Origin of the sequence: Sphingobacteruim zhuxiongii (assembly GCF_009557615.1) — a bacterium.
GTDB lineage: Bacteria > Bacteroidota > Bacteroidia > Sphingobacteriales > Sphingobacteriaceae > Sphingobacterium > Sphingobacterium zhuxiongii.
In genome coordinates, this window is record NZ_CP045652.1 from 1,474,726 (window position 1) to 1,488,850 (window position 14,125).

Below are 14,125 nucleotides of genomic sequence, written 5' to 3' on the forward strand. Positions count from 1 at the left end.
TCGGTAGGTTAAAAGTTAATATTAAGTCCTAAAGTGTAGGATTTGATATTTGGATAACGAGTTCCTCGTCCATCTCCTAACTCCATATCCCAAAATTTAAATGGTGTCCAGGTTAATAAATTGTAACCAGCGAAAAAGATGTTTGCATTTGTTAATTTGATAGGATTGGTCCAAGATTTAGGTAAATTATAAGATAATTGAACGTCCTTTAATCGAATATATCGACCATTCTTTACCCACCAAGTAGAGGTTTGATAATTCCCATTCGGGCTACCATCAGATAAGCGAGGATAGAACACATCTTGCCGTGGATTCTCAATGGTCCATCTATCTTCGATGTTACTTAATAAATTACCTCGACTCATTGATACCGAAAAAGGCATTATCCCTTCGCCATTCATATGTACATCTACGTTTCCGACACCTTGAAACAAGGTCGAGAGAGATAAACTTTTGTAGTTTATACTAAAACCAAAACCATATACAAATTCTGGAATTGTTCCGTAGCCAATTGGCACCTTATCGAAGTCATCAATTTTACCATCACCATTTACATCTTGAAATTTAATATCACCAGGTTTTACTAAGCCTGAATGCAATGGTCCGTTAGCAATTTCTTCCTCAGATTCAAATAGCCCTAAGGCAATCAGGCCCATACGTTGACCAAGCTTTTGCCCTTTTTCATCAAGCCAGGGGTATAAAGGGTCAGGTTGATCATTTTCTACAATTTTATTTCGGTTTAATGTGAAGTTTCCTAGGATTTGGAAGCCAAAATCTTGATATTTTTTGGAATATGTAATTGATCCATCAAAACCTTTGTTGTCTATAATTCCTAAATTGCCAAAAGGAGCGGTCTGTAAACCTACGTAACTAGGAACATTTCCTCTTCTGAGGAAAATACCTTGCCTGCGTTCTTTGAATACATCAAATTGTATACTAAGTTCATTGTTCTTCGTCTGTAAATCAAATCCTAGATTACTTTTAATAGAAGTTTCCCAGGAAACATTTACACCATATTCTCCAATATTGTATCCTGTGGAGAAATTATTTCCTCTGTCTTTCCCAAAATTATAACCTGTAGTATTTGCAATGGTAGAGATATAGGCGAATCGAGTTTCTCCCGTTTCACTTAAAATACGACTACTTCCAACTTTTCCATGTGATAGCCTAAGTTTGGCCAATGGTAAAGTTTCTTTTAAATTCTTAAAGAATTTCTCTTCACTTAAAACCCAAGCTAAACCTACTGATGGGAAGAACCCATAACGATTTTCAGGAGCGAAATTCTCTGAACCGTTATAACCAAAATTGGCTTCTAAGAAATATTTATCAGCAAAAGAATAAGTCCCTCTACCTGACATCCCCATGAATCTAAATGGTAAGGATGTAATTAAGGTTCCGGCTTGTGAATTTAATTCGTCAGACTTATTAAATAATAACATACCTGTTGTGGTGTGTTTACCAAAATTGCGATTGTAGTTTATTGCTCCCTCTAAATATATGGTTCTAGTACCTTGTGATGAGCGAGCAAAACTCAAAAATCGATCTCCTTCAAAAGTCTGTTCATACTGCATTTCTCCATTTTCATCACGGCCAACAGCTAAATAGGAGCTAGGTCGCTTGGTTCGACGCATACTTGTGTAATTGTAAACATCAAAGGAAAACATACTGGTAACAGATAAACCCTTTGTAATAAAAGGTAGGTCTTGGGTCGCTCGAAGGTTCGAAAATAACTGATTTCTCCATTGGTTCGCATAGCCTGTTTGTGTTAAATGGGCATAGGGGTTGACTAATGAACCTGCACGTTGGTCGGGCACTGTCCCATTTTCAAACATGACTGGGTGAAGTACGGGGGTTACCATCCAAGCATTTGCAAAGATATCTCCATTTCCTGTAGCGGGGTAATTCGCATTTGCCAAATAGCCTTGAATACCTAATTCAATTTTTGTATTGATGGATGGCCGCACGGTTAAGTTAGACGTTAAGTTATATCGTTTATAACCTACTTGTTGATTGTAATTTACATTTGGATCTTCCTTATAAAGTCCGTTCTCATCAAAATAACTTGTTCCTACGTAATAAGTTGCTAAATCAGATCCCCCACTGATATTAAGATTAGCTCTACGTTGTTGACCGAAATTCCTGAATAGTGCATCCATCCAATCTACATTAGGATATAGATACGGATCTTCGCCACTAGCTGTTTTTTCTATTCGGTCTTCGCTGTAAATTGGTGATGCACCACGATTCATTAATGCTTCGTTTGACATCCGCATGTAAGTAATACCATCTGCAAACTCTGGAAGTTTTGTGAATTGTGTAACTCCTTCATAATACCGAAAACTAAATTTAGGCTTTCCTGCTGTACCACTTTTAGTCTTTATTATCACTACACCATTGGCCCCACGAACACCATAAACGGATGTTGCTGCAGCATCTTTTAAGACAGTGAAGCTTTCAATATCTTCAGGGTCAACATTAGACATGCTTCTAGGCGTTCCATCTACTAGTATTAGAGGAGCACTTAATCCTTGGCTAAATGTTGAAATCCCTCGAATCCATATACCTGCATCATCAAACCCCGGTTCTCCAGTACGTTGGACAGCAATTACGCCAGCTACTTTACCAGCAATAGCGTTTGTTAAGTTAGCGGCTGGGACTTGGAGTTTTTTAGCCTCAATAGTAGATTGAGAGCCTACCACGCTTAATTTCTTCTGAGTTCCGAACCCTACCACTACAATTTCATCAATACCTTCCTCTGTTGCCTCCATGACAATATTGAAGGTTTTATTGTTGCCTATTTCTATTTCTGTAGTTTTATATCCGACAATTTGAACAACAAGCGTGCTATTTGCCGGAATCGCTAGAATAAATTTTCCATTTATATCAGAGGTAGTACCTACAGATGGTTTCCCTTTTTGAACAATCGTCACACCTGCTAATGGTTGGCCGTCTATATTTCTAATCGTACCAGTAATTTCATTTTGAAGGTGCGTGTTGACTACGGATGAATTGGTTTTTGTTATTATTCGAACATAATCATGCTTGGTTTCTATTGCCAAATTATGTTTGGATAAAATAGAATTTAAAACCTCTCTAGCGGTGCTCTTTCCAGAATAGTTAACCTTATATTTCAAATAAGTAGCTTCGTTACTGTAGGCCAACGGGATTTGGTGTTTTATTTGTAGATCTTCTAATACGGATTGGAGGGAAGCATTCTTAAAATCTACTTCTATAGTTTTCCGAAGTTCCTTTTGACCGAAACTTTCTGTGCTGGCAAATACAATGCAGCAGGTAAGTAAAAAATTCCAGAGCATAAATGTTTTACGCATAATCTGTCGCAGGTTAGGATTGTATAAAATGAGTCGAATTTTTAGCATCTTTGCATAAATTGATAAAGGTTAATACTTTGTTGATTTTGTTGAGTAATCTGTAAGTTTCGCAGACCGGCTGATTACTACATCATGAAATGCAGGGGTGCCTAGCACTCCTGTTTTTGTGTCTTATTTCTTCTTAATTTCCCATAAGTGAGCTGATTTTTTGTAAAGCTTTGCATTATTCATTTCGGCAATGGTGCTCAATACTTGTTCTATATTTTTATCTTTAAAGGTTATTGTCGTTCTTGCATCAGCAATCTCTGGGGAAACGATGATTGAGTCTCCATAGAAGCGATAAGCTTTCATTAAAATTGTACTAACTTTTTCTCCAAGATGAATTAGTTCATTGTTATACCAATTGGTATTTGTATAGGATTTTACTTTCAATTTATTGTCCTCGAAGACAGCTCTTTCACCTGTAGAAAGATCAATTTGCGCCTTCGATAACTTTTCAACAAATTCATTAAATCCTGCCAAATCCTGTTTTAAACTTTTTGAATAACTGTTTTCATGGATTTGGAAAACCTTTACTTTTCCAGTTTTTACTTCGATGGATTTGTCAATTTCAGAATCAATATTAAAAGAAGTGCCAACAACGCGGGTCACAAAATTTTTTGAAAGAATTAAAAATGGACGGATACTGTCTTTTTTTACGTTAAAAAAGGCTTCACCTTTTAGTTTGACAATTCTTAAATCTGTGGTTTTAGATGCCGAATATGATAAAAAGGAATTTCCGTTTAACTTTATCTCTGTGTTATCTTCAAGGCGAATGACTTTTTGTTCACCATGTGAAGTCTTTATAGTAACCCAATCAACTTCCTTAACTTTAATTTCATTTTTGGGATAAAGAAAAATACCGGCAATTATCAGGGATGCTGCAATTGCCAATCCAATGTAAATTAAATGTATTTGCCTTTGTGGTTTTGAACCAGATTGTTTTAAAATAGATAATTTAATGCGGTCTAGATTTTTTTGTTGGTTTTTATATGCGGGATAATTGTCTATATTTTTTCTTATTATGTCATAATCCAATCTACTTGTATGGAGGAGTAATTTTGTGCCTGAAGAGGTATCAAGAATTTCCTTTAGTCTTAAGAAGTCATGTTGTTCAATTTTACCGGATTTGAACTTTTCCAATAAAGTGATTAATTCGTTGTTCTCCATATTAACATATATCTATAAACTTGAAAATGGTAGGGTTATTTTTTTAAAGAAAAATGTAAGTCACTGATGGTCAGTTGAATTATTTTTTTTTCAATTGTTTGTATAAACAGATTAATTTTCCATTTTGACTGCAAAGTATCTGACAGGCTTGCTATAGGTTTTCTGTCCAATCAATTTTACAGGAACGAATTTAATTATTCAAGAATGCTGATTGGGAGGCTTAAAATGACTGCTGATAGGAGGATAGCCCGTAACATAGTCATTGCAGAAAGTTCGTCAGCAGCCAGCCTTAGCGAGAGTCGACTTAATCAAGCTGAGAATAGTACATGGATGGAAGGTATCAGCGGCTAGTCAAGTACATAGAATCCAGACTATCAACTCTTTATATGGGATGTCTGCTAATAAATTAAGGTAGTACTATCGAAATAAATTAAGCGGCTGCCAAAAATTGGAGCATCGCGAAAATGCAATGAAAGGTTGATCTTCCCACAATACGTCAACAGCAACCTTTCAATTGACGAGGCCTGTCTATCCCATCGGGAGCGCTATCGCGTTGTCACCAAGAAAGAAGCCCATGGTACAAAAGGGACTATTACAGTGGTAGTAAGCGGTACATAGTCAGAGACCATTTTCTCTATCCTTTAAAAGATTCCACGACGACTACGCCTCTATAAAAATGAACATAAATGGTCTTTGGAACAACGAGAAAGTGCTATTATGCTATTTGAACGATATCGGGATGGTGAAAACGACTAGATATTACTCAGGAACTCTCTTGGATCTTCAACACCACTATTGATAAGATAAATGCCTTTTCCAGACTAGCTAAACGGGCGGATAAGGTTGAACAAGCTGGCTTCAAGTCTTTCAATACCGTTTCCAGAATAATAAAAATCCATCACAAAAAAATATTGAATGACTTCGATAAAAGAAGTTCGAGTGCTGCTACGAAATCTTTCAATGCCAAGATAAGGACTTTTAGAAGTCAATTTACAGGAGTAGGAGATATCAACTTTTTCTTGTTTAGATCGACTAAATTATTTGATTAGCGCACAGGTTTTGAAACCGATCCAAAAAACTTTCCGTATAATCGAGGATCATACCGAAAGTTTGGGGGGTAAAGATTTTTAAGCATACAATTTCATCACTCTGTACAGGAAGAATGTTGTGTCCCTTACGCCACGGAAGACGCTTCTGAAAGCTTTGAGTTTTGCATTGAAGGATTCTGCGGAAGCATTGGTACTTCTATTGTCGAAGTAGTGTAGGATGTATTGATGATGCGCTGCAATGGATTTTGCCACGCTCTCAAAGGAAGCAATACCCGCATTCTCAACCTGATTGTTCCATAGGCCTAGTTTGGTAAATGCTACCTTTTTGTCCTTGCATTTGTTGAAGATGTCCCCTAAGGCAATTCCAAGATCATAAGCCTGTTTTAGCTTGGGGAACCGCAGGAATAATAATTCAGCACGATGTTTCTGGCTTTCCGACCATCGGCTTGGATGCTTGAACAATAGGTGTCTGGATCTAGCCAACAGCTGTTTGAGCGTATCACCATTTGGCAACAATTCCGGTTCATACGGGATCCCTCGCTTTCGTGATTCCATTATTTTCTTGCTTTCTGCATCCAAGACTTCCCAACGATACTTGATACGGAGTTCCTGCACGGCATCGTAAGCTAACTTTTGGACATGGAACCGATCGACCACACGTCTGGCATTTCTGAAACATCTACGGATTGCCTTGGCCATGTTGGGAGCCATATCCATGGTCACCTCCTTTACCTTATTCCTCGAGCGCAAGGGTATTCGCTCGAGAACAGCCATGATATCCTCAGCCTTGGTACCCTTTATAGTTGCTAAAATCGTTCCTTTACGCCCTTTTGCCGATTTACTGCTAACAATGGTATATAATTCACCGTTGCTGAAGCTGGTCTCATCAATGCTCAGGTGTTCCGATATGTTTTCAGGGAACAATGTCCAGCTCTCGGCATGAGGCTTTTGGTCCCAATCATGGAAATCACTGAGGTGGTTCTTGTATTGATCCTGTAGTTGTTTGCCGTCCATCTGGAAGAACAGACCTACCAATTGGGCGCTTACAGGGTAGCTATCCAAATATCTTCTTTAAAAAAAGCCCGAATTCCGTAGTCATTCGAGCGCCCTCACGCACTAGGTTCCAATCTCTTGTGATGATATCTCCGGTATCCAGTACCGTCCATCGACGACGGCGGATATGTAGCGTAACTTTCTGGCCTCGAATGGGAAAGTCTGAAATTTCAGTAGAAGGCATAAAACCCTTTGACTCCAACTTGCTGTGCTCATAGCCTGTCGGAGCAATATTAAGTTCATCTAAATAAATATGGAGTTGATTGTCGACCTGATCGACTTCTAAAATCTGGAAGTATTCCAAAAGCCCTTCGGGCATCAATAAGGATAGTAATTTACGTTCGGCTTCTTGCAAGGGATATTTGTATTAAAGACGCTAAACTAAGAAATTTTTAACACTCCCCCCAAGAATTCAGCTTGATCCCAAGAATTCAGCTTGATCCGAATTCAGCTTAATCCCTCTTATTTATCAGAATAACAGCAAGTTACAGGATAAAAAAAATGGGACAAGTCTATCATTTTTAGACTTGTCCCAAGAAGTGATCCCGCTGGGATTCGAACCCAGGACCCATACATTAAAAGTGTATTGCTCTACCAGCTGAGCTACGGAATCTTATATCCTTCGTTGTTTGAAGTGATGCAAAGGTAGAAAAATCATCCATACACTCCAAATCTTTTGTAAAAAAATCTAACACCTTATAAATAACTCCTTGTTTCTCAGTTTGAAAAAATAGAAAATATACTTCAGTCTCTCTAAAAACCAAGAATTGTTCCCTGCAAATTCGATGGAATCCACAGCAGAATGGGAGGGACATCCTTCGGGACTTCTTCGTACTATGGCCTATTCTTGTTGAAAAAATGACGAGCCAAAAAGATTGCAGTCGCGACAGCAATAAAAAGATTGGGTTAAGAAACGAAAAGATGTTTAGTAAACTTTCAGCATTCTGGGTACCGCGTTGATGTCTTCGAAGATGACGGCATTTTTAAAACCTTTCTTCAGCATTAGATCTTTGGTTTCTTGTGCGAGATATTGGTTGATCTCAAAATAAAGATGACCATTTGGTTTTAGGTGAGTTAATGCAAAATCAGCGATGTAATCATAAAATAATAGGGGAGCCTCTTGAGGGACGAAGAGAGCGGAATGCGGTTCATGCTGGAGAACATTATGGTGCATGGAAGACATTTCCTCTTCGGTAATATAAGGGGGATTGCTGACGATAATATCATAGGTTTCATCACCGAATGTTAGTTCCCATTCTAAAATATCTAGACAGCGGAAATCGACAGTCGCCTTTTGTCGTTTTGCATTTTCCCGAGCGATTGCTAGCGCATCCTGGGAAATATCGACAGCGACGGTGTTTGCGTTCTTTAAGTTATTCTGCAAGCTGATAGCGATGCAGCCGCTTCCCGTACCGATATCGATCAGTCTAAGGTTTTCTTGGTTTTGGTGATCCCGTAAGATCAGATCGACCAGTTCTTCGGTTTCTGGTCTTGGAATTAGGGTATGCGCATTGACAAGGAATTCGGCACCGTAAAAAGGGGCATGGCCTAAAATATGTTGAATAGGCTTTCCTGTCGAAAGGTCCACTAATAAATCCTGCAAAGCTGTTTCATCAACTGAGTTTAGTTGATTTTGAAGCTGTAAACTAAGTTGCAGTTTGTTTATTCCCATTAATGCTTCGACGCCAATTTGAAACAAGGCTTTCGCTTCCTCAGCATCGTAAATGCTGCTGAGTTTGTCGATGTAATTTTGACGAATTTGCAATAATGTTCCCATGCTACAAACCTACAAAATTCAACAGAAATCTGTGTTTTTATCGATATAATTAATAGTTTTGTTCCATGATGAATGATCAAGTTTATATGCAGCGCTGTCTAGAATTGGCTGTTTTAGGGGCAGGGAAAACAAGTCCTAATCCAATGGTCGGTGCAGTTATCGTATATGAAGATCAGATTATCGGAGAAGGCTATACCTCGCCTTATGGAGGGCCACATGCGGAGGTTAATGCAATAAATAATGCCATCGCGAAGTTTGGTGAAATCGAAGCCTTAGAACGCTTTAAATGCAGTACAATATACGTTAGTTTGGAGCCATGTGCACATTTTGGGAAAACACCACCATGTGCAGATCTAATAGTTGAAATGGGTATTCAAAAAGTTGTAATAGCCTGTTTAGATCCTTATGCCAAAGTGAATGGATTAGGGTTGAAAAAACTTCAAGATGCAGGTATTGCGACCGAAGTAGGCGTTCTAGAAGCTGAAGCGAAATGGGTAAATCGTCGATTCTTTACCAAGATTGCACAATCAAGACCTTATATCATTTTGAAGTGGGCAGAAACTGCTGATGGTTTCTTTGCACCTATAGATTCAAGTCAAAAGTGGATTAGCAACGTGGCCAGCAAGCAACTGGTTCATAAATGGCGTGCTGAAGAAGATGCGATCCTAGTTGGTAAGAATACAGCAATCGTTGACAATCCCAGTTTGACGGTTCGCGACTGGCAGGGAAGGAATCCCAAGCGTGTGTTGATTGATAAAAATCTTGCCGTACCCCCTGACTTTTCTATACTAAACGATCAGGCAGAAACGATTGTTTTTAATGCGATTAAAACCGATTGGCAAGGACATTTAAAATATGTCGAATTAGAAAATTTTGATCTCTATCTACCCCAACAGATTCTATGTCAATTATATTTAATGGATATACAATCGGTTATTATCGAAGGTGGTAAGAAAACTTTGGATATGTTTATTGAGGCAGGACTTTGGGATGAGGCTCGCGTTTTTCAATCAACTGAATCATGGGAGACAGGCGTCAAAGCACCGAAATTCAATGGGCAGGAAATTGCTGTTGAAAAAATAGGTTCAGATGTACTTAGCACTTTCGTTCCTCATAAATAATCGTATCCTAATAGTAAATTTCCCTTAGCTTAACCTTGACTTGGTATTTTCGGATGTGCATGTGTCCGAAGATATACTCCACTTTATTTGGCGCTTTCGCCTATTCCGGCAGCTTCTTTTATTAACATCGAAGGGGCAGTCTTTGCGGATTCTGCAACCAGGTATCTTAAATGAAGATGCTGGTCCTGATTTTCATCAAGCGTTGATCTTACTTGACGGTGTTTACTTGTATGGTCATATTGAGATTCATGTTGCCGCGAAAGATTGGCGATTGCATGGTCATTCTAAAAATCCAGTATACAACACGGTTATGCTACATGTGGTTTGGAATGGTGATGAGCCCTATTGCTTGGAAGACGGTTCAGAAATTCCGACTTTAAGGTTGTGTGAGTTGATCGAAGAGAAGGTGTTATTGAACGCAAATCGATTGCTACAAAATATTAATTCGATTCCTTGTGCTTATGATTTCGACAATGTACCCGCGCATATTCAATACCAAGTGCTGCAAAGGACTTTAGTTGAGCGTTTCGAATCCAGGTATATGCAGGTGCTAGAACACTTAAAGGAAACGAACGGGGATTGGGAGCGCGTTAGTATGGTTTTAATTGCTGCGGCATTTGGGATGAAGGTTAACAAGATGGCGTTCATCGAGTTGGGTATGTTGTTGAATATTAATCTACTGAAGAAATTTGCGAATAAACCAACGATTATACATGCCTTATTCTTTGGGCAAGCTGGTTTTCTAGCTTGCGGATTCGAACGGGATCCCTATGTTCAGTGTTTAAAGAAAGAATATCAGTATTTCGCAAAACTATATCAGCTTCCACAGATGTCCATTTATCAATGGAAATTCATGCGTATGCGACCTGCTAATTTTCCTACATTTAAATTGGGTCAGCTAGCGGCGTTATTTGCTTATAATAGGTCTTGGTTTGCCTGGCTAACGACGACAGAATCATTAGCCGAAATACGAAATGTAATTGCGTTAGTTGAAGTCCCCGAATTTTGGATTAATCATTACCATTTTAAGAAGGAGACAGTAGTGCATAGCACAGCGATTTCTGATGATTTTTTCAACTTACTTGTCATTAATAGTTTTTCGCTTATTTTATTCGCTTACGGGAAGTATGTTGGAGATTCGAATTTGATTCAGAGAGCTTTGGATTGGCTAGAGCAAGTGCCTGTTGAGTCGAATAGAATCGTAGCCATATATCGGAAACTCGGGTTTTCAATGCAATCGGCAATGGATAGTCAAGCGGTACTGCAATTGCAGAAAGAATATTGCGAAAAGAAGCGCTGTTTGCACTGCGGCATTGGCGCTTCGATCGTGAAAGGTATTTAAGCTTTTAGAATCTCTGCGATGTCTTGAAAGCCTTTTTCGGCAGCTAAATCAGACGCGTTTTGACCAAAATCGTTGCGGATACTGATATCTGCGCCTTGTTCGAGTAAAATAATAATCAAATCGATATTGCCTTGTTGAGCCGCCAGGTGTAAAGGTGTAGTTCGCGAAGCTTGAATCACGTTAACTTCAGCACCAGCCTCGATTAGCATTTTTACGATATTGTGTTGCTGTGCGCTTAATGCAGCATGAATAGGGTAGACTTGATAGCCATTGGTTGAAGAGGCATTCGGATTTGCATGGCTCAGTAATAGCATTCTCACGATTTCCTCTTTGCCAAAATGAGCGGCTATACCCAATGGGTAAAATCCGTGTACGGAAATCTCGTTAATTACATCAGGTTTTTGATCAAGCATAAAGCGAACTTGCTCCGCTAGCCCTGCAGCACAGGCTTCATGAATCGTAATACTTGATATGTATTTCAACATAACCTGTACGATCTGTGATTTATTATAATAGCAGGCAAGGAGTAAGGGAGAAATCTCATGACTCGTACTTTCCTTAAGCAGATCCGGATTTTTGCTTAGCAATAAATCAAGATCTTGATGATTCCCTGTTTCAATATATTCTTCCAAAACTGTCAAACTCATAGAGGGCTTTTTATATTACGAAATAAATAAAAAAAAGTTAAATTTGAGTTCTTAGCGGGATTATTCTATAATTTCCTAAATTTTCTTAGCAGGATTTACGCTGTATATATACAAATCTTTTTTAACGTTTACGAACATCATTTAAATTTTGTAGATAATTAGCTACAAATACCCTTTTTTATTAAGTAACCCTATATATATTTTCACGAAATAACTACTTTTGTATTGCCCTCCCCAAGGGCATGTTTTTCATAGGTAGATGTAGGGTCGAATATATTTTTTATTCGACCCTTTTTTATCGCCTAATTTTCCATAAGATTGCGTTTTTAGGATGTTTCAGCAGCTTTCTTATCATCAAGAATGACAAGCTTATTTTCAATCGATACGTGCATCGCCGATGAATGCCTGCTTTAATAATTTGGTTATGATTCTGATTATCGATGCTTTTCAATTCGATATCCATTTAAATCGTTTGAGCAATATTTCCCACTAATTTTGTAACATATTTTATTCAGATTTGAATCTGTTTTTGATTTCGAATTTTGGACTTTATCCGCAAGATGATATATTTGGGTAATTCGTGTTTTAATTCCGAATTGCATCACCGAAGAGCGCGCTTAAGGTGCCTGCTCAAATCGCGCAATCTATTATCAAGAACAAAATTTTATGGCAATCGAGCAAGAAAAGAAACATTTTGGAATTAAGGATATCGCTAAACTGGCAAATGTTTCCATTGCTACTGTCGATCGAGTACTAAATAATAGAAAGGATGTTTCGAACGCTACCCGGGAGCGTGTACTAGCGATCATTAAAGAGCATAATTACCAACCTAATTTATTCGCACGAAGCTTATCTGTAAAAAATAATATACATGTTGCCGTTATCATTCCGAAAACTTCGTTTCAAACGGGTTATTGGGCGCTATGCCTAGAAGGGATTAACAAGGGTAAGGAAGAATTGGCACCATTTGGAATCGTTACAACAATCTTTCTCTATGATCAGGAGGATGTGTCGACTTTCAAAAAGGAAACACAAAAGCTATTGGCAGAAAATTTTACTGCTGTGGTTATAGCGCCCATCTTCGTGAAAGAAACAGAAGATTTTGTGCATGCATGTCATCAACGACATATGCAGACGATTTATATCAATTCGGATATTCCGACAAAGTCTACGATGGGATATATCGGACCAGACTTATACAGTACCGGCAGACTTGCGGGCAATTTGACTTCTTATCTTGTTAAATCGAACTCGAAAATTTTAGTGCTAAACGTCGCTAAAGGGATTGAGAATTATCGTTATTTGGGTACAAAAATCGATGGGTTTAAAGAATATTTACATGATTTCGATCCAACCATTCAGATTGATATTGTTGATATCCCTTATAACGAATATGAGGAAGTTGAATTAGAATTAAAGATTAACATTAAAAAGCACGATCCGAATCTTATCTTCTTTACCAATTCTCGTGTAGCATTTCTGGGACGATTTTATGCGGATCATCCAGAAATTAAAAAACCGCCGATCATTGGTTTCGATTTTCTGTCCTCAAACGTCGAGTACCTCGCGAATGGCGTCGTTGATTTTCTAATCTGTCAGCGTCCCGATAAACAAGGATACTTTGCGTTGAACTATCTTTATCGCTATTTCTTGAAAAAGGAAAGCTTGGAGGGATTCAAACCTATGCCTATTGATATCCTGACGAAAGAGAACTATCTTTTTTACGAAAATTAGAGTAATGAAGTGTTTCCCCGAACTGTTGTATTTTTCCTAGCTTTGCACAATGGCGAACAAGAAAAAGATCGTAGTAGCAATTACGGGTGCTAGTGGCTCTATCTATGCAAAGGTGTTATTAGATAAACTGATGCAGTTGAAAGATCAGATCGCAGAAGTTGGCATCGTCATGTCTGATAATGCTAAGGATGTTTGGAAGTTTGAGCTAGACGATCAATCGTTCAATAATTATCCTTTTAAGTTCTACCAAAAGAATGATTTCATGGCGCCTTTTGCATCGGGCTCAGCAAAGTTTGATACGATGATTGTCGTGCCTTGTTCTATGGGGACATTAGCAAGAATCGCGCAGGGAATTTCTTCTGATTTGACAACCCGGGCAGCCGATGTGATCCTAAAAGAGCGACGTAAGTTGATTTTAGTTACCCGCGAAACGCCTTTAAATCTTATTCATATCCAGAATATGCAATTGGCAACGCAAGCAGGGGCCATCATCTGTCCAGCATCGCCTTCCTTTTATAGCCGTCCACAAACATTTGAAGAGCTTGCCGCAACGGTTATTGATCGCATACTTGATATGGCTGGGTTAGATTTAGATACCTTTCGCTGGGGTGAATAAATAAGCCATTTTATCTCGAGAATTGATCGGTTTAATCCGTTAGCGCGTATTTAAGTTGAACTTTTGGCGCTAATCCTAAAAACTTTTTATTAATCTATTAGAATGATTTTGTACTTTTGTTTTTTAATGAAACAGCTGTACCCATCTTCGCTAAACACAGTTTTCTGTATGCAGAAGGTTTTTCAAAATGCTCATTGGAAAAGATCGATCTGCAGGGTTATTGCTTTCATTCCTAAGCAAACAAAACT

The 14,125-nt window shown here is 38.4% G+C and carries 11 protein-coding genes and 1 tRNA gene; 5 read left to right on the forward strand and 7 right to left on the reverse strand.

Annotation, left to right across the window (positions count from 1 at the left end):
* Positions 1–8: 8 nt before the first annotated feature.
* Both GFH32_RS06365 and GFH32_RS06370 read right to left on the reverse strand, forming a co-directional pair.
* Positions 9–3,314 carry a SusC/RagA family TonB-linked outer membrane protein gene (locus tag GFH32_RS06365; RefSeq protein WP_153513018.1) on the reverse strand — a complete coding sequence of 1,102 codons (3,306 nt, stop codon included), beginning with the start codon at positions 3,312–3,314 and terminating at the stop codon, positions 9–11.
* A gap of 186 nt (positions 3,315–3,500) precedes the next feature.
* Entirely contained in the window at positions 3,501–4,538 is a 1,038-nt protein-coding gene (locus GFH32_RS06370; RefSeq protein ID WP_153510339.1) for a FecR family protein, read from the reverse strand.
* 758 nt (positions 4,539–5,296) lie between these two features.
* Here GFH32_RS06370 and GFH32_RS18620 point away from each other — a divergent pair.
* Complete coding sequence (locus GFH32_RS18620; protein ID WP_153513019.1) at positions 5,297–5,587, forward strand: transposase; 291 nt, start codon at positions 5,297–5,299, stop codon at positions 5,585–5,587.
* Between the two features lie 78 nt (positions 5,588–5,665).
* On the opposite strand, the gene GFH32_RS06385 is transcribed toward GFH32_RS18620, so the two are convergent.
* The 4 genes from GFH32_RS06385 to prmC form a co-directional block, all read right to left on the reverse strand.
* Complete coding sequence (locus GFH32_RS06385) at positions 5,666–6,601, reverse strand: ISAon1 family transposase (RefSeq protein WP_153510343.1); 936 nt, start codon at positions 6,599–6,601, stop codon at positions 5,666–5,668.
* Between the two features lie 40 nt (positions 6,602–6,641).
* On the reverse strand, positions 6,642–6,995 hold the full coding sequence (locus GFH32_RS06390; RefSeq protein ID WP_153509180.1) for an ISAon1 family transposase N-terminal region protein: 354 nt from the start codon (positions 6,993–6,995) through the stop codon (positions 6,642–6,644).
* A 185-nt stretch (positions 6,996–7,180) separates the two neighbouring features.
* A tRNA-Lys gene (locus GFH32_RS06395) sits at positions 7,181–7,253 on the reverse strand.
* Positions 7,254–7,565: 312 nt separating this feature from the next.
* On the reverse strand, positions 7,566–8,417 hold the full coding sequence (gene prmC / locus GFH32_RS06400; RefSeq protein WP_153510345.1) for a peptide chain release factor N(5)-glutamine methyltransferase: 852 nt from the start codon (positions 8,415–8,417) through the stop codon (positions 7,566–7,568).
* Between the two features lie 65 nt (positions 8,418–8,482).
* On the opposite strand from prmC, the gene ribD reads away from it, so the two are divergent.
* Positions 8,483–9,538, forward strand: a complete 1,056-nt coding sequence (ribD, locus tag GFH32_RS06405; RefSeq protein ID WP_153510348.1) for a bifunctional diaminohydroxyphosphoribosylaminopyrimidine deaminase/5-amino-6-(5-phosphoribosylamino)uracil reductase RibD — start codon at positions 8,483–8,485, stop codon at positions 9,536–9,538.
* Between the two features lie 61 nt (positions 9,539–9,599).
* Entirely contained in the window at positions 9,600–10,880 is a 1,281-nt protein-coding gene (locus tag GFH32_RS06410; protein ID WP_160366908.1) for a DUF2851 family protein, read from the forward strand.
* Here the strand turns inward: GFH32_RS06410 and GFH32_RS06415 are convergent.
* Positions 10,877–11,527 (reverse strand): ankyrin repeat domain-containing protein, encoded by a 651-nt coding sequence (locus GFH32_RS06415; RefSeq protein ID WP_153510353.1) that lies wholly within the window; start codon positions 11,525–11,527, stop codon positions 10,877–10,879. The genes GFH32_RS06410 and GFH32_RS06415 overlap by 4 nt on opposite strands.
* 666 nt (positions 11,528–12,193) lie before the next feature.
* Between GFH32_RS06415 and GFH32_RS06420 the strand changes: the two genes are divergently transcribed.
* Positions 12,194–13,261: a substrate-binding domain-containing protein gene (locus tag GFH32_RS06420; RefSeq protein WP_153510355.1), complete on the forward strand. Its 1,068-nt coding sequence runs from the start codon at positions 12,194–12,196 to the stop codon at positions 13,259–13,261.
* 49 nt (positions 13,262–13,310) lie between these two features.
* Positions 13,311–13,877, forward strand: a complete 567-nt coding sequence (locus GFH32_RS06425) for a UbiX family flavin prenyltransferase (protein WP_153510358.1) — start codon at positions 13,311–13,313, stop codon at positions 13,875–13,877.
* Positions 13,878–14,125 lie beyond the last annotated feature (248 nt).